The sequence below is a fragment of the Clostridioides sp. ZZV15-6597 genome, from assembly GCF_020657815.1.
Classification (GTDB): domain Bacteria; phylum Bacillota; class Clostridia; order Peptostreptococcales; family Peptostreptococcaceae; genus Clostridioides.
The window spans coordinates 1-17,896 of sequence record NZ_JAGWCT010000078.1 but is presented as its reverse complement, the minus strand read 5'-3'; the positions used below and the strand labels follow the sequence as shown (position 1 = coordinate 17,896).

Annotated in this window: 17 protein-coding genes; 4 read left to right on the top strand and 13 right to left on the bottom strand. The window is 26.7% G+C overall.

The annotated features are described in order from the left end of the window. The first annotated feature begins 124 nt into the window (after positions 1 to 124). Both KGF52_RS15390 and KGF52_RS15385 read left to right on the top strand, forming a co-directional pair. The gene (locus KGF52_RS15390; RefSeq protein WP_227840763.1) at positions 125 to 1,378 is read left to right on the top strand and encodes a sodium/glutamate symporter; all 1,254 of its coding nucleotides are present in this window, start codon (positions 125 to 127) and stop codon (positions 1,376 to 1,378) included. 96 nt (positions 1,379 to 1,474) lie between these two features. Continuing rightward, on the top strand, positions 1,475 to 1,699 hold the full coding sequence (locus KGF52_RS15385; RefSeq protein WP_003423664.1) for a FeoA family protein: 225 nt from the start codon (positions 1,475 to 1,477) through the stop codon (positions 1,697 to 1,699). A gap of 261 nt (positions 1,700 to 1,960) precedes the next feature. On the opposite strand, the gene KGF52_RS15380 is transcribed toward KGF52_RS15385, so the two are convergent. The 9 genes from KGF52_RS15380 to KGF52_RS15340 all read right to left on the bottom strand — a co-directional run bounded on the left by KGF52_RS15380 (position 1,961) and on the right by KGF52_RS15340 (position 12,504). Next, positions 1,961 to 2,404 carry a FlxA-like family protein gene (locus KGF52_RS15380; protein ID WP_227828470.1) on the bottom strand — a complete coding sequence of 148 codons (444 nt, stop codon included), beginning with the start codon at positions 2,402 to 2,404 and terminating at the stop codon, positions 1,961 to 1,963. Between the two features lie 71 nt (positions 2,405 to 2,475). Continuing rightward, positions 2,476 to 3,051 carry a GHKL domain-containing protein gene (locus tag KGF52_RS15375; protein ID WP_227840762.1) on the bottom strand — a complete coding sequence of 192 codons (576 nt, stop codon included), beginning with the start codon at positions 3,049 to 3,051 and terminating at the stop codon, positions 2,476 to 2,478. A 194-nt stretch (positions 3,052 to 3,245) separates the two neighbouring features. Beyond that, positions 3,246 to 3,884: a hypothetical protein gene (locus KGF52_RS15370; protein ID WP_227840761.1), complete on the bottom strand. Its 639-nt coding sequence runs from the start codon at positions 3,882 to 3,884 to the stop codon at positions 3,246 to 3,248. A gap of 1 nt (position 3,885) precedes the next feature. Continuing rightward, positions 3,886 to 4,593, bottom strand: a complete 708-nt coding sequence (locus KGF52_RS15365; RefSeq protein WP_227828468.1) for a LytR/AlgR family response regulator transcription factor — start codon at positions 4,591 to 4,593, stop codon at positions 3,886 to 3,888. Between the two features lie 304 nt (positions 4,594 to 4,897). After that, positions 4,898 to 6,205 (bottom strand): sarcosine reductase complex component B subunit beta, encoded by a 1,308-nt coding sequence (gene grdF, locus KGF52_RS15360; protein ID WP_227840760.1) that lies wholly within the window; start codon positions 6,203 to 6,205, stop codon positions 4,898 to 4,900. A gap of 85 nt (positions 6,206 to 6,290) precedes the next feature. Next, entirely contained in the window at positions 6,291 to 7,577 is a 1,287-nt protein-coding gene (gene grdG / locus KGF52_RS15355; RefSeq protein WP_227840759.1) for a sarcosine reductase complex component B subunit alpha, read from the bottom strand. Between the two features lie 279 nt (positions 7,578 to 7,856). Beyond that, entirely contained in the window at positions 7,857 to 9,182 is a 1,326-nt protein-coding gene (locus KGF52_RS15350; protein WP_227840758.1) for a sigma-54-dependent transcriptional regulator, read from the bottom strand. Then, positions 9,179 to 11,173 (bottom strand): ATP-binding protein, encoded by a 1,995-nt coding sequence (locus KGF52_RS15345; RefSeq protein ID WP_227840757.1) that lies wholly within the window; start codon positions 11,171 to 11,173, stop codon positions 9,179 to 9,181. The genes KGF52_RS15350 and KGF52_RS15345 overlap by 4 nt, the downstream gene beginning before the upstream one ends. A gap of 83 nt (positions 11,174 to 11,256) precedes the next feature. After that, positions 11,257 to 12,504 carry a GntP family permease gene (locus KGF52_RS15340; protein ID WP_227840756.1) on the bottom strand — a complete coding sequence of 416 codons (1,248 nt, stop codon included), beginning with the start codon at positions 12,502 to 12,504 and terminating at the stop codon, positions 11,257 to 11,259. Between the two features lie 237 nt (positions 12,505 to 12,741). Here KGF52_RS15340 and KGF52_RS15335 point away from each other — a divergent pair, with 237 nt between their 5' ends. Then, positions 12,742 to 13,287, top strand: coding sequence for a helix-turn-helix domain-containing protein (locus KGF52_RS15335; protein ID WP_227840755.1), 546 nt, complete (start codon positions 12,742 to 12,744; stop codon positions 13,285 to 13,287). Positions 13,288 to 13,299: 12 nt separating this feature from the next. Further along, a complete protein-coding gene (locus KGF52_RS15330) occupies positions 13,300 to 13,986 on the top strand; it encodes a YjjG family noncanonical pyrimidine nucleotidase (protein WP_227840754.1) in 687 nt (228 codons plus the stop codon). A 124-nt stretch (positions 13,987 to 14,110) separates the two neighbouring features. On the opposite strand, the gene KGF52_RS15325 is transcribed toward KGF52_RS15330, so the two are convergent. From KGF52_RS15325 to KGF52_RS15310, 4 genes are all read right to left on the bottom strand, one after another. Beyond that, entirely contained in the window at positions 14,111 to 14,731 is a 621-nt protein-coding gene (locus KGF52_RS15325) for a hypothetical protein (RefSeq protein WP_227840753.1), read from the bottom strand. Continuing rightward, positions 14,718 to 15,743 (bottom strand): uroporphyrinogen decarboxylase family protein, encoded by a 1,026-nt coding sequence (locus KGF52_RS15320; RefSeq protein ID WP_227840752.1) that lies wholly within the window; start codon positions 15,741 to 15,743, stop codon positions 14,718 to 14,720. Before KGF52_RS15320 ends, KGF52_RS15325 begins: the two co-directional genes overlap by 14 nt. Before the next feature lies 1 nt (position 15,744). Beyond that, a complete protein-coding gene (locus KGF52_RS15315; RefSeq protein ID WP_227840751.1) occupies positions 15,745 to 16,383 on the bottom strand; it encodes a cobalamin-dependent protein in 639 nt (212 codons plus the stop codon). Between the two features lie 114 nt (positions 16,384 to 16,497). Continuing rightward, positions 16,498 to 17,649, bottom strand: coding sequence for a GNAT family N-acetyltransferase (locus tag KGF52_RS15310; protein WP_227840750.1), 1,152 nt, complete (start codon positions 17,647 to 17,649; stop codon positions 16,498 to 16,500). Between the last annotated feature and the right edge of the window lie 247 nt (positions 17,650 to 17,896).

Sequence of the window (17,896 nt, the reverse complement as noted above, 5' to 3'; positions counted from 1 at the left end):
ATCTAATTATATCCATTGATTTTTTTTAATATACATTTATTAATATACATTTGATAGTAAAAATTCCATTACATAATAATTTAAATTATACAAAGACGATTTTAAATTACAAGGAGGATTTATTTTGATTACTTTAACTTTTAATACTGTACAAACTTTAACCTTATCTATGCTATTCTTTTTAATTGGTAATCTGTTAAAAAATAAGATTAAATTTTTAAATAACTTCTGTATACCTGCACCAGTAATAGGAGGTCTATTATTTTGTTTTTTAAATTTATTTCTTAAATATTTTCATATAGCAGACATATCTGTAAGTGGAAACTTAATGCCAAATTTCATAACTTTCTTTTTTACAACTATTGGGCTTGAAATAAGCATAAACCTTATAAAAAAAGGTGGTAGTGTATTATTTAGATATTGGATTTTATGCGGAATACTAGCTTTTTGTCAAAACATTATAGCTATATCAATATCAAAAATTATAAAATTTGAACCACTTTTAGGGCTTATGTGTGGTAATGTATCTATGGAAGGTGGTCACGGTTATTCAGCTGCATTTGGACTTACAATAGAAAGTCTTGGTGTAGATGGTGCAGTTGGTGTTGGTTTATCTGCTGCAACAATAGGTCTTATTATAGGTGGGATATTAGGATGTCCTGTTGCTAGATTTCTGATAGAAAAATATAAATTGCAACCTTCAACAAAAATAGATTTATCAGGTTTTAGATATAAAAAAAATTCAATGAGATTAAAAAATAAATTTTTTAGAAGCAAAAATAGAGCAATCAAAAACGAATTTTCTCAAACTATAAATCCTACTATATTTTTAGAGCAAGTTCTTCTTATATTTATTTGTATAAATACAGGCGAAATTATAAGTAGAATATTTTATATGACATGTAACATTCTTTTACCTTCTGTTGTGACTTGTATGTTTTCAGCAGTTATTTTTAGAAATTTAAATGACAAGATAAATATACTAGAGTTAAACTTTAAACTTATAGAGTTTCTAAAAGAACTTTCATTAGGAATTTTTCTAACATTATCGCTTATGAATATAGATTTATTTGAATTATCAACACTATTGCCTCCAATTCTCTTAATAGTAACTTTCCAAGTAATCTTTATAATTTTATTTTCAGTATTTATTTGTTTTAGGATACTTGGAAAAGATTTTGATTCTGCCATCATAATAAGTGGTTTAATTGGACATGGAATAGGTGCTACTCCAAATGCTTTAGCCAATATGAGCTCTTTAACACAAAAATATGGAGATTCTCCAAAAGCATTTTTGGTTGTTCCCTTAGTAAGTGGTTTTTTACTAGATGCCATTAGTATCCCTTGTATACTACTTTTTATAAACATACTGAGTTAGTATGTTTATTTTTTGTTATATATTGACAATTTAGCTTTTTTATTATATATTATAAATATAGAACTTGATAATGATTTTCATTAGGAGGTGTTAATAATGACTGTTTACAACTTAAAACTTGGGCAAAAGGGAATTATAGATAATATAGCTGGGAATGAAAAACTTATGAAGAGACTTCTTGCTTTAGGATTAATAGATGGCACTGAAGTTGAAGTAAAAAAAATAGCCCCTCTTAATGATCCGATAGTGATTAGATTTAGAGGATTTGATTTAGCTATTAGAAAATCTGATGCAAAAAATATAAATTTAAAAAATAATTAATATAGAATAAAAATAAAAAAAGAGATTTTAAAATCTCTTTTTTTATTTGCATTAGAACCATAAGTAAACTTAAGAGGATATTCACTAATATTTATATTCGGTATAAAACTTAAAATAGAAATTTATAAATAATAGTTGTAAAGCTATATGTAAATTTGAATAAATATAGTATATTTATTTACAATTAATATATTTATGTAATTATTACTTAAGAGTATAAAATACTAATTACTATTTCAATAAGTTAATTTTCTAGATAAACTATATAGGTCTATTAAATTTTACTTTTAAATTTTTATCATCTTGAACAAGGCTATAAGTATTGTCCCACTGTTCTTCTTCATTGCCTTTTTCAAAAACATCACACGGTGTTTTTGCATTTTTATTATTAGAATTTTCTTCTTTTCTATCTAATGTACTATTTTTTACTTCAGAAACAGTATTTTGTCCTCCATCTGACTCTTGTGTTTTTTCTCCTTTTAGTTCTTGAATTTTACTTTCTATATCTTTTATTTCTTTTTTTAAATCTTCTATTTTTGACTTAGCCATTTCACTATCAATGCTTTTATTGCTTTTAACTTTCTCCAGTTCTTCTTGTAATACTTTTTTTTGTTGTTCTAAACTTTGTATTTCGCTTTGGTTATTATTTGAACCATCTATATTAGATGTTCTTGGTGTTTGACCATTTATACTTCCAATTTTCATTTTAGTAACCTCCTATTTCTATATGTTAAACTTTTTATTTACATATATAATATTGGTTACAAATTCTATTTTCAAGTTAATTGTTCTGAAATGTCAGTACAGTGTAATGAAATAATTAGTAATATATTTATTTGAAAATACTCTTGTGTATTCTCTATACTTATAGCCCCTTGATATTTCTTAGCAATCTCTCTTATATTTGAAATTCCGATACCTGAGCCACTTGTGTAATTATTTACTGCATTATAACTATTTTTTATTTCTATCATAAAAAAGCCACCCTCTAGTTTAGTTGAGAGTTTTAAATATCTATTTTGTTTATCTACAAGTTTACAGGCTTTAATTGCATTGTCAATAGCATTGGCAAATACTATACAGAGGTCAACATCATTTATACTAGTATCACTTGGTATAATTACATCACAATCCACCTGTATTCCTAATTGTTTTGCTATGCTTAATTTATTGTTGAAAAGGGCATCAATTACAACATTTCCTGTATTACAAGAAAATGATAGGTCACTGGTTATTTTTTCGAGTTTATTTAAATACTCTTGTGCTTTTAAAATTTCGCCTTTTTTTAGCAGTCCATTTACAATAGCTAGATGATTGTTAAAATCATGCCTAAAAGACATTGTTTGTGACAATCAAGATTTTGCTTCTTCAATGTAATTTTTTTGAGAATAAATTTGTTGATTTAAAATCGCTTTATTTTTCTCTTCTTTTAAATATTGCATCAATTTCTTAAACTCAAATAAAGAGAAAAATACACATATAATTCCAATTGAAGAAAAAAGGAAAGCTTGAATTTCTTTAGTAAGAGACGTATTCATTAATAATTTTACAGTTTGAAGTTTCGTATCGATATTTTTTGAAGTTTCGTATCGATATTTATGGTTGAACTTGAATAACCAGTATTCTCAAATGATTGCCAAAATAATATTATGAGTAACAATGGAGTTATCAAAATTATTGAATATCTATCAAATTTCACAGTTTTAATATTAAATTTTTTAGCACTATACCAATATATAAATCCAACTATTATAATCGTAATAAAAAATGAAATCTCCGTATTTACAACAAATTTATAAATATTTATATCTGTATTATTTATAAATAGTAAATAATTAAATGGAGCCATAAATCCATATGCTAACTGCTCAATTACATATACTAATAGAGATAATACTATAGATAAAACTGTAGATTTTTTTATTACATACTTTACAAACAAAAAAGTCAGTAGAAAAAATATAAGCTGTGAATAAAATAAATTATATAAATTAAAATATGTATTTATACTAATTGACAAAACTGATACTAACAAGTATAAAATACAGTACCAAAATTTTGACTTAGTATTTGTAAAACTAATTAGAAAATAATATTGCAATATGGCTATTAGACTTCTATCTATTGCAAAGACGAATAAAATACTATATTCTAATAATGAATTAGAATAAGGTAAATTAGCCATGTTATCTCCTCCTATTTTTCATATTCTTAAGCATAGCTTCAGAAAATTCTTGTTGGCGTAACCTGGAAACAGGTATCATATCTCCATTTTCCATAACTACATTACCATTTTCATAGCTATATACAGATTGTAAATTAATTATATAACTACGATGACATCTAAAAAAATTTATTGGCAAGCTTCTTTCTAGACTATCAATAGTTTCATAATAATCAATAATTTCTTTTTTTAAATGGATATAAATCTTTCTTTTTATAACTTCACAATATAAAATATCTGCTATTTTCAATCTCCAATATGAGTGCCCTTTTTGTATTGTTATATAATTCTTTTCATTACTCTCCAGCTTTATAATTATCCTATCCATTGTCTTAGCTAGTTTTTCGTTAGACAATGGTTTTATCAAATAATTTATAGCATCTACTTCAAAAGCATCATATACAAATTCCTTTAAAACTGTCACAAAAATTATAAAGCAATCATTATCACATGACCTTAATTTTTTAGCTGCTTGCATTCCATTAATACCTTCCATCTGTATATCTAAAAAGATAATATCAAATACTTCATGATTATATAATAGAGTCTCAGCTTTATCAAAAAGTTCTATATTATACAATAAATTATTTCTATTCATATATAGCTCTATATTTTCTTTTAAATCATTTAACATATACGATTCATCATCACAAATAGCAATTGAAATCAATATGTAACACCTTCTTTCTCATATTATTTTATTATATAAAGTTAACTTCTTTATTTCAATTAATCTGTTCTAATATGCTGAATATATGTTCCAAAGTGAATAACTTTACTTTTCATAGTATATCTAATTTAAATTTATGTATCAATACTCTAAATTTAATTTTTCATTCTAGTAAATTTAATTTAAAAATATAAAAATATATTCAATGTTTTTAAATTACTTAACAAAAAAAGATATCATAAAATAATTTTCAGAAACTATTTTATGATATCTATTTTAATTTTAGTGTTGTGTTATATTTTTATTATTCAAATACGGTTTGATCTTCTACATCTTCTTTTAATGCATTTAAGGCCTTTAAAACTATGTTCTTTCTAATTTTTTTACTTTCTTCTTCCCCTAGCTTTGGATTTCCAAGTGGATATGGTATACCTACTGCTGGAACAATTCTATTTGCTCCTATTGTAAGTGATATTGGTACTACAGTACAAACATGGACAACTGCTATACCTGCTCTTTCAATCTCTTTTACCATCGTTGCTCCACAACGAGTACAAGTGCCTCATGTAGATGTTAAAATTACAGCCTCTACTTTATCTTCTACCAATTTTTTAGAAAATTCTTCTCCAAATCTCTTAGAATTACCTACACTTGTTCCAGTCCCTGTAGTAGTTATAAAGTAATTTGCCAATTCTCCAATTACACCATCTTTTTCAAATTCTCTAACCACATCTAATGGCACAACTAAGTTTGGATTTTCAAGTACATATGCTCTATCATAACCTCCATGTATAGTTGTAAAATCTTTATTTGACATAGAATTCATGCCTGTTATATCATAAATACCATACTTAGTAGCACTTGAAGATTCGATTTTATCTGGATTATCAGTTGGAACTATACCTCCAGAAGTTACTAATGCAAGTTTTATTTTAGATAAGTCTTTGATAGCCTCTACAGGTGTAACTCTATCAAATTCAGGCATTGGATACTCAGTCTCAAATTTTTCTCCATTCATTTTCTTAACCAACATTTCAATCGCTCTTTCAGAACCTCTAAGTTCATGGAAGAAATTTTTTCTTATTCCCCTCATTATATATCCTTCTACCTCAGGAGACCCTACTTCTTCACCATTAACTAATTTAAGCCCTAGTCTTGACATTATTGGAACTACCTTTCTAAGACTAGCTGCTGAATTTCCTGTAGCTATTATGTGTAAATCTAGTTTAAACATATCTACACCTGGATTTTCTTTATACATTCCTGTGACTACAGGAATATTTAGTTCTTCTTCAACTGCTTTACAAATAGTTCCACAGGCTACTCCATATCTACCTGCATTAAATGCTGGCCCTGCAATAAATAAATCAGGTTTTTCTTCTTTTATCATTTTTAAAAGTTCTCTAGTAGCATCTTCAATATTTTCTCCAAAATATGTGTCTCCACAAATTACAGTTGAAACTATCTCCGCTTCGTCTTTAAATTGACTTTGAAATGCCATTCCAGGCCCTACTACTCCCATTCTTTTTTCTGGTGGAATATCTGCTTTTTCTTCTCCTCCTATACCAGCAAAGAAATTATTTATATAGTGAACAACTCTGATTTTACTCATATCTTAATCCTCCAAATCAATTTATAGTTATTACATCAATTAAATTAATAATGGTATTAACAATAATCTATACTCAAATATTTATTTAATAATATCTTGCTGTCAAATGATTGTAACCATTTGCTATAGTTGATGCTATTATAATCTGTAATTCCGCATCCATACTTCCATCGTCATTTAAACATCCTTTATATCCACCAATCATCATTTCTACATAATCCAAAGTTCCTATAACTTTTTCCATAGCAGGAAAATGGACTACTAAGTTTCCTTGACCACAAGAAACAAGTGCATCTGCCTCTTTCGTAGCATCGGCTATAGATTGACTCTTTCCATCTTTTCCAGGAAACTCATCAGTGATTAAAACTACACTTGCTCCAACTTCACTACATTTTCTACAATTCATCATAAGGTCAGTGTCTGGATTCCCATATCCTTCTTCTGTTACTAATACTCCATCAACACCTAAAAATTCTACTAACTTTGCAACCATATCAGAACTTCTTTCTTTGTCAACTAAAAATACGTTTTCATTAGTTAAAATTACTCCTATAAAATTTAGGTCTTTTCCATGTCTTTTGTACAAGTCATGTATAACTGGATTATTTAAATGGTGGAAAGTAGTCACTTTATCACATGGTGCAACACAATTACCAGATATTATGGCTCCATCCATTATTTCAGTTGGATACATAAATGTTGGGACTATTTGCTTAGCATCAACTCCATAATAATAAGTATCATGTAAAAGCCCCTGTGATTGTAACATATGGACATATGCTACTGTTGGTAGGTCTGGATATTCTTTCACTTGTTTTAATAGTGGTTTTGTTTCATATACTATTATTTCATCTGGTTCAATTTCCTTGCCTGCTTCTCCTATATATGCACCTATCTTTAATCCAGCTATTCTAGCTGCTTCTTCATAATCATGAGTTTCTATGCCCTCTTTTGCTTTTATCACAATACATACATTATTTGTTTTTGAAAAAGGTGTATATTTAGCAGTAGGACCACTCATATCAATTACACCTTCCTGAAATCCAACTATATTTCCACAAGTTACAACACAAGCTCCTGAAAGTACATGAGTTCTTCCACTTCCTACAGTCTTTACTTTGTTAATAATTCCAGGAAATATTTTGCTTTCATCTCCAATTTTAACCCTAGGTTCTATGACATCTTTAACTGGTGCTATTCTTATTGATTCGCCAGGTCTTGCAAGTTCAACATTTACACTTACAATTCTTTCATCTTCTAAAGCTATCTGTTCTATTTCTTTACTATTCACATATAATATGCCATCTTTTACTTCTGTTTTCTCTCCAAATTCAATATTTTTTATAAATATATTCCCTAGCTCTAGCTTCATATGAAAATCCCCCTTAATACATTTAATCGCAATTAAAAATATTTATTATTACGTTTATTTATATACAAAGCATTTTATATGCCAATTATTTAAAATATAGCTTTTTTATGTTGATTCTATAGATATTTTCATTTTTTACTTACATGAACATTGAATCTACCTATAATTATTGTAATTCTTAAATTTAAAAATTATAATAAAAAAGATAAGTAGAATTTTTCTACTTATCTTTTAATAATTATGAGAAATTTTTTTCTCAGTATATGAGAAGTTTTTTTCTCACTTAATATTGTACTCTGATATTTTATTAGTTAATTGTCTTCTGCTAATCTCCAATTTTTTTGCTGTATTTGAAATATTATTTCCACATAGAGATAGAACCTTTTCAATATATTCACACTCAAATTCTTTTCTTATTTCTCTTAGAGGTCTAATACTTATTTTATCATCTATGTTTATATTGTTTGATATTAAGTTCAAATTGTCTTTTGATAACTTACTTTCTTCACTTAAAACTACTAATCTATTGATTATATTTTTTAATTCTCTTATATTCCCTGGATAATCGTAATTTATTAAAAAATCCACTACTTCTTTATCAATTGAGGATATTTTTTTATCATGTTCAATCTGGTATTTATTTAAGAAAAAGTCTATAAGTGTATTTAAATCCTCTCTTCTATTTCTTAAAGGTGGTATAGTTATTGTTATTGTACTTATTCTATAAAAAAAATCTTCTCTTATATTACCATTTAATATTTCTATTTTAGGTTCTTTATTCATTGCACAAATTAATCTAAAGTCAACTTTAATAGACTTATTACTTCCTATTCTCTCTATAGATTTCTCTTCAAGTGTCCTTAACAATTTTACTTGCACATTTAAAGGTATATCTCCTATTTCATCTAAAAATAAAGTACCCCTATTTGAAAGTTCAAATCTACCTTTTCTGCTATCTATTGCTCCAGTAAAAGAACCTTTCTCATGTCCAAATAACTCAGACTCTAATAAATTTTCGGAAAAAGAACAACAGTTTACAGGTACAAATATTTCATCTCTTCTTGGGCTTAGACTATGTATATATCTAGCTAAAACATCTTTTCCTACTCCAGATTCTCCAAGAATTAGTATATTTACATCTTTACAGGCAGCTTTTTCTGCGATTTTTATTATATTATTAAAATCCTTATTTTTAGATTCTAAAGTAAAGCCCAAATTATTTTTTTGTGTGCAAACTACTTCTTTTTCTCTTTTTACTTTTTCAATTTCTTCTAATAAAGTTTCAATAGGATTACTTTTTATAAAATAAGATAAAGCTCCTCTTTTCATAGCTTCAACTGCATTTTCAATACTTCCATATCCAGTAACTAATATAACTTCTATATTTTTATTAATAGATTTAATTTTATCTAAAAGTTGTACTCCATCCATATTTTTCATCATAACATCAGATAAAATCAAATCGTAATTTTTATCTTTCTTAATAATACTCACAGCTTCTTCTCCACTTAGTGCTATATCTACCACATATCCATTCTTTTGCAAAATTTTTTTCATTATTGTTCCATACTCTAATTCATCATCAACTACTAGTATCTTCATCATATAGTCACCTCTTTATTTAGTGGAATTTTTATATAAAAACAAGTACCAACTCCCAATTGACTTTTGACACTTATATCTCCATTATTCTTTTTAATCTCGTTATATGTAATGTACAAACCTAATCCAGTTCCTTCACCAATTGGCTTTGTAGTATAAAAAGGATTAAATATATCCTTTAAAACGTTTTCTTTTATACCATCACCATTATCCTTAAAATCTATAAATAAACAGCACTCTTTCACATAGCAATTTATAATAATTTTACCGCCTTCATGTATTGCATCTACTGAGTTAGATATTAAATTTATAAATACGTGTTTCAAAGATTCTCCATTTATGTAGCACACTAAATCCTTATTGCAGTTTATCTTTATTTCAACATCTTTTAACTGTAAAACTTTATACTGAAGTTTGACTATATTTTCAATAAAATTTCTTATATTTATATTTTCTAAACTATCATCTGATATTCTTGCAAAATTTAATAAATTCGTTATTATATTACTTGCTCTATCTACATTACTTTCTATTGATTTTACACAATCATTTACCTCTTCTATAGTAACATTACCTTTTAAAAGATAACAATTATTTCTTATTATTCCTAGAGGATTTCTTATCTCATGTGCTACTCCAGAAGCTAATTGCCCTATAGATATCATTTTATTATCTCTCAGCAATTTTGCTTCTATTATTTTATCATTAGTTATATCTTTAATCACGGCTACTATATATTCAATATTATTTTTTTTATATTCTACAGGGAAAGTACTTATTTTCAAAATCTTATTAATCAGTTCTATTTCACTTGCTTTATGTGTATTTTCAGAAAATGTATTCTCAATAATATTTTTTATTATGTCAATTAATTCTTCTTTTTTATATTGTATCTCATTGATAAAATCATAGAATACTTTATTTGATTCAACTATATTGTAATTGTCATCTATAAGCATTATTATGTCTGTGATACTATTAAATGTGGCCTCTAAAGCCTTTTTATTTTCTATTACTTCTTCTGTTTTCCTTTTTATTTCTATTTTTAATAAATATGTATAACTATAAAAAATATAAATAGATATCAAAATTATGCCTATAAAAATATAAATGATTGGCATGACTCCTCTATCATATAATACATCATCGACTTCATTATATATAGAATACCATTTTTTATTTAAATCTTTATATACACCATTTTTCTGAAGTTTAAAAATTCCCTTATTTAAAATACCAACTAATTCTTTATATTGTTTAGGAACAGCGAGAACTGCCTTTTTGGTATAAATAGGAGTATTTAAAATACTGTATTTCTTTGAGAGTTCATAGTTTATCACATAATATCGTAATACTGGTTCATCACCAACAACTGCATCTACTTTGCCTGACATTAAATAATTTACTCCAGTCTTTATATCTGGAGTCAACACAATATCTATATTGTCAACTCTTTCTTTTAAAAAGTTTATAGAATAGTCACCCTCTGGTATTGCTATTGTTTTTCCCTTTAAATCTCTATAACTATTTATATTCTGTGCTTTTTTATCTTTTAATATATTTGCACTTAATGTATAAACGGGGTCAGTAAATATAAACTTATTTGCTCTTTCTTTTGATGGAATTAAGTCAAAAAATCTTATACTATCATCCACTGGATTTATAAAGGATTCTTTCCACCATGTATTTGTTTTAAAATAGAAATCTCTACCTATTTGGATTGATAGGGAATTAATTAAATCAACAACAATTCCTTTGTATTGACCATCTTCTTGACCTTTATATCTAAGAGGAGGAGAGCTCTGGTCAGAACTATAAATTAAATTTTTATGTTTTTTTAGCCATTGTTTTTCCTCTTCTGTAAATGGAAGTGATTTCTTAACATATTCAAATATATTCAAATTATACTCCATGCCTACATACATATTTGTGAGTGAAACTACAACTAAAAATGAATAAATAATCCCTATAATTACTATCTTTTTTTTATTCACCTTAAAACTCCAATCTTTCTTTTTTATATAAATTCAATATTTAATAACAAAATCCTACTTTTTTCATTAAATATCTATATTTATTATAAGATTAATTGTATAGATGTTGAAACTATAGTCATTACTATCCCTATTAGTGCTTCATACGGAATCAATTTAAATCTTTCACCTATATCCATATTTATACTGCCTGCACTAGTATGAAATAATGAACCATGTGGTAATTGTTCAAATACACTAGAACCTGCATTAACAATTGATGCTCCTGAAATTGGTGATAATCCACCATTTAATATAGCATCAGAAAAAGTTGATGATGCTATAGTGGCTCCAGCTGTTGATGATGCTGTTGCCATTGACATAAGTATACCTGAAATCGGTGCTAATAAAAATTGGGGCATATTTAAATATTGTAGTATACCTATTGTACTCTGTTGTAATTCAGACATTTGTATAATCCCCGCAATAGTCCCTGTTCCAAGTAATAATATGCATACACCTTGCATCTTAGATAATCCAAAAGACAAATACTCTCTTGTATTTTTCAAATTTCCTGTCGCGATTAAGGTTACTACTCCTCCTACAGGAAGTGCAACCATAGGGTCTATTACTATAGGTGATATATTTCCTAGAAACAATAAAAATATAGCTACAATTGGACCACATAATGACTTAAACAAATTTGGTAAATCCTCTCTTTGTTCCAAAAGTTCATATGATTCTACCTTGTTTCCTTTATTCGTTAATGCACTTGCCAGAACAACAGTAACCACAATACCAACAATTGCTGGAATTACGTTTGCTATCATAACACTAGATAGATTTACAGAAAAATTTCCTGCTACTGCAATAGTATTTGGATTTGGTGATATTATATTACCTGCTTTGCCTCCACCTAACATAGCTAAAAGTATTGCTAATTTAGAATAGTTTAATTTTCTTCCTATGTATAAACCTATTGGTGCTACAGTTATTACAGATACATCCAAATTTACTCCTACTCCTGCAAGTACCATAGTTGAAGCAGCTATAGAAAGTAAGGCTCTCTTTTCTCCTAATATCCTTACGATTTGTTCTGATATTTTATCAACTGCTCCTGTTTTTATTAAACTTCCAGCCAATACACCTGATGCTAAAGCTCTAAGAATTGATGGTGAGATATTCATAGCTCCAGTTGCCATAAAATCTACAGTTTCTGTTATACTTGCTCCTCCAATTATTCCCCCAACAAATGCCCCTAACATTAAACTATATACAGCTTGAAATTTCTTTATAATTAAAATAATTGCTACTAATAAGCCAAATATAGCTCCAAAAGTTGTTATTTGCACAATATCCCCTCCTATCTTAAAGTAAGTTAATTATTTTTTACTTAATTTAATTTTATTTAAATATATTTTAAGTATTCTGTATCCACTTGTCAATTATATTTTAATTTATTCAATTAGATTTAACATTATTTATTCAAAATTATATCTTATATGTTATAATGATTTCATACTATATAATCTTTTTATTTAGATTATTTTAAAGTAATATTTTTAAAACGAAAAAGAGAGGATATTTATATGAATGATTTAAATTTAGGAGAAAAAATAGCTGAAGTTCGAAAAAAACAAAATCTAAGTATTCGAGATTTAGCAAAACTAGCAGATGTTACACCATCATTATTGAGCCAAATAGAACGAGGTCTTGCTAATCCATCTGTAAATTCATTAAAATCTATAGCCTCTTCTCTAAATGTTCCTCTATTTACATTTTTTGTATCTGAAGTAGACAAAAAAAGTTTAATAGTGAGACACGATAGTAGAAAGAAAGTTATTTTACCTGGAAGTAATGATGTTGTATATGAAGTTTTAGTTCCAGATTCTAGTGGTAATTTAGAATTTGCTATTATGGATTTGGCTCCAAATACATCTTCTTGTGTAGATAGAATTACTCATAATGGAGATGAAATTGCATACATTTTAGAGGGAGAAGTCAAACTCTTTATGGATGATGATGAATTTACTTTATTTAAGGGTGATAGCGTTAAGGTTCCTTTAGGAACAAAGCATAAATGGCAAAATGATTCTGATAGTGAAAGCAAAGTAGTTTTTGCAGTTATACTATAAAGGGTAGACCTTATGAAGAGATATAAATTTATATTTTTTGATGCAGATGATACTTTATTTGATTTTAAAAAGAGTGAATCTTATGCTTTTAAGAAACTTTTATCTAAATTTAGATTAGATTTTGACTTTGAAAAATTTATAAAAATATATAGAAATATAAGTGATAAACTTTGGCTTGACCTTGAAAAAAACACTATAACTTTAGATGAGCTTAAACTACTTAGATTTGAACTTTTTGCAAAGGAAATGAACTTAAATGTTGACCCTATAATTCTTAGTAAAATGTACTTAAATCTTTTGGCAGAATGTACTTTTTTAATGCCAGGTACACTTGATGTATTATCATATCTTAAAAGTAAGTACAAAATTATCATAATAACAAATGGAATTTCTAAAGTCCAAAATAATAGACTTAAAAACTCAGAAATAAAAGAATATATTGATGGAATGATTGTATCAGAAGAAGTAAAAGTATCAAAACCAAATCCTGAAATATTTAAATATGCATTTAAGAAGTTTAACTGTTATGATAAAACTTCTGCTTTGATGATTGGTGATAGTTTAACTTCAGACATATTAGGAGGAATAAATTCAGGAATAGATACTTGTTGGCTAAACTCCAATAACAGTATAAATCATACTAGTTCTATACCCACTTATGAAATAAATACTCTCATTGAATTAAAAAATTTATTATAATCTGTAAGTATGAGTATATCAAGTAGAATCTTATTATTTTGCAATAATTTTTTTAGCTTAAAGATATGCTAGCTAAAAAAATTATTGCAACTTACCAATATCAACTTTAATCTTGTAAAAATTTCTAAAAACACTTTCTAATACATTTACTACATCTTGATTCAGTGTTTTCTTTATCTCCCATTAAAATAAGCATCGCAACACTTTTTATAGGAGATAATTGATGATAATCATTGATTTCTATTTCTAGATTATCGTATTTATTTTTTACATATTCATAAATATTTTTTTGGTTTTCAACTTTAAAATCTTTATCTCCTGGATATATCTCATATGATATATTGAGATTACTATAGGTTTCCTTTAAATACATTTTTATTTTCTCGTTGATGTAGTCTAAGCACACTATACCTATTTTATCTAGTGCCAAACCTGCCATCATATTACAATTTTTCATGTAATCGTTCATTTTAATGTCAATTTTATCTCCTATAGTATATAAAATGGCAAATGCCTTTTTACACTCTTTAGGCATTTTATCAATATCAATTTCACTTGCATAAACCTTAATATTCAATATACTTTTTATACTTTTTATTTCTTCTTCAACTATTTCATTAATCATTTCTGGAACTTTTCTATTCGAATATCCCAAAAACTTTAGCACTGTATCTTTATTTATATAAATATCTTCTAAATCTATATATTCTAAATAAGGCATATTTTCATTGTTATTCCAACTCATTCATATCAATCCTATCTAATTCTTTATAACTAATTCTCCCTGCCTTTATGGCTGCTTGTAAATTTTCTACTGGTGTTGTATTTAAACAGTTGCAACCAAAATCGCATAAGAAATTGTCATACTTTCTCATCTTTTTTAACAACTTTAGTGTTTCTTTTGTTATTTTATCAGGTGTGGAACGTCCAAGAAGTTTTATTGGGTCTAAATTTCCAATTAAAACTATATCTTTTGGAATTCTTGGTGCAATCTCTTCATAGTCTAGAATTTGGTCTAAACTTACTGCATCTATATTGCAACTCAACATATTATCTAACAACTCTCTTGTATCTCCACATATATGCATACCTTTCCAACAATCAAGTTCATCATATACTTTATTTAAATTTTTTACTATATATTCATCAAATCTAGTTTTGTTTAAAGTTACTGATGTTGGCTCTGCTATTGAAATATATTTTGCACCTGCTTTATTTGCAGCAACAGCATATCTCCTTACTAACTCAGTAGTGAATTCTAATAACTCCTCCACAAATTTTTTATCAGTTATTATACACCTCAAAAGTTGTGTAGCCCCAGCTAATTGACCCGCAAGAGTAAATGGACCTTGTATTGATTCATATAATGGTTTTTTTATAGTTTTTGATATTAGTGATAAGCTTTCTAGATTAAGTGGCATACGTCCACTTGTATATGGGTCTGGCACATCTAATTTTCTTAACTTTTCACTATCTGTTATTGTATGTGTCAATACACTTGGAAAATCATAATCTGGTCTTAGTGTCTCTAATCCCAGAGTCTCGCAAAATGTAATCCCATCACAAAATGAATATATAAAATCTGATTCAAAATATTTATCCATAGTTCTTGCTAATTCCAATTGTATATCTACACTATCATATACTTCATATGCTTTTTTATTTATCAAAAACAAACCATTTGTACCCATATCGGGCAGGAAAAATCCTCTATCTTCACTATTTATATATTGCAATAAAGTCATATCTGAAAACATTCTAAATTTCTCCTCCTATAAGTTTGTCTATTAATTTAACTGCTTTTGGAGCATTTGGACTATATCCATCTGCACCTATTTCTTCTGCAAAATCCATACTTACAGGACCTCCACCAATTATTACCTTTGGCCTTTTACTTAGATTAAGTCTGTTAAGCCTATTTATTACTGATTTCATGTTTTCCATCGTCGTTGTCATCATTGAAGATAAACCTATTATATCTACATTGTTTTTTATAGCCTCTTCTATTATATCTTCGCTTTTTCTATTTACACCTAAATCAATTACTTTGTATCCAGTGGCTTCAACCATTACTTTTACAATATTTTTTCCTATCTCATGAGTATCACCTTCTACTACAGACATTAAAATTACTCCCTTTGATTTTTCTTTTATTTTGCCAGTTCCCTTCAAGAGATTAATACCTTTATTTAATGCATCTGTACATACTATCACTTCTGAAAGATAGTATTCTTTATTCTCAAATTTGTCTAAAGCACCTATCATACCCTTGTTTAACCCATATTCATATATATCTTCTACATTAGTATTTTTCTCTATAGCGTCTTTTACTAAATCTTCTATATTATTTACACCCATATTTAATATACATTCTTCTATTTTTTCAAGTATGTCCATATAATACTCATCCTTTCCAATTCCTTCATAAAAGCACTTTCCTAACATTCAATAAAAAATTAGTTCATACTTTAAGAACATTTCTTATCAAATCTTAGGTTAAAAGTATAATAATTATTGATAATTTAAATTTGCAGTCCATGGAAAATCTATAGGAAATACTTTTGTAGTAAATTCATATATATTTTTCAAATGTTTAAATTCATTGTGTTGTTCTTCATTTCTTTCAAAAAATAGCTTATTAAGTTTATCTAAGCTTTCTATTATAAGCTCCTCTTCCTTATATTTGATGATATATTTATTTTCAACTTGTTTAAATTCAATATGCTCTAATAGTTCAGAATCTACATATTGATTAAAATAACCTTTTAAATTGTTGCATAATTTACTATAATTTATTATTTTAATTGTTCCTTGTTGATAATCTAAAGACTTTAATTCATTACATTCTAATTGGTCTTTTAGATTTCTTACATGTACCTTATAGTCTAAATACTCTAAACCAAATTTATTCGTAGTATATTTTAATACATTTTCAACATTTATATTATTCAATCCTAGTTCAACTACTTCTCCTACAATAGAGTACTCTTTTTTTATTGTTCTTATTATTAAGTATCCTATTATGTTATTATTATCTTTTATAAATACTTTCTTATAATTAATTGGTCCCCAAGCAATAGTAGCTGCATGTAATAATTTTTTAAATTCATCTCTTGTTCTTATAAATCTAGTACTATTTTGATTATATAATTCAATCATTTTATTTAAATCAGTATCTTTTTCAAAATTAGTTTCATCAAATTCAACTATTTCATATGGTATTTCAATATTTTCTGGCTTTATTGTATATTTATAGAAACTCTTCACCACACTGCAATTTCTTCTACTATATAAACTTCTTGTCCCTGAAATAATTAAAACATCTACACCATCAGAAAACATTTTTTCTTCTGCTTTATCTAGTATTTTAGATGAATATCCCTTCTTCTCATAATCTGGATGTGTGCATACTCCACCTATAGCTGCAACCTTTAGTTTATTTCCTTGAATAGATACATCTTGTACCAAATAGTTTACATCTGAAACTACTTTTTCATTTTCTGATATTATAATCATATTTTCTATGTTATCTTTATTCAATAAAAGGGGAAACTCTTCCACCATAGTTGGCTTATAATTTCTTGATACTCTAAACACATAGTTTATTAATCCTGTTACTTTATCAAACTCTTCTACTTTTGCACTTCTTGGTTTTATTTCCATCTATATTCCTCCTGATATTATTTAAAATATTTCAATGTTATCATTCTTAGTAAAATATTTATTACCACACTTTTAAATTTATCACTACATTTCTAATTATATCTTTTTTCTTCATGATTTTTAATTGTTTTTCAACAAACTTCTATAAAAAATATATATAATTTCCAGTTATACTTATAAAATGACCCTTTATGTATAATATATTGAAATATTTCCTATATATTTATATGATTAAACTCTATAGGTC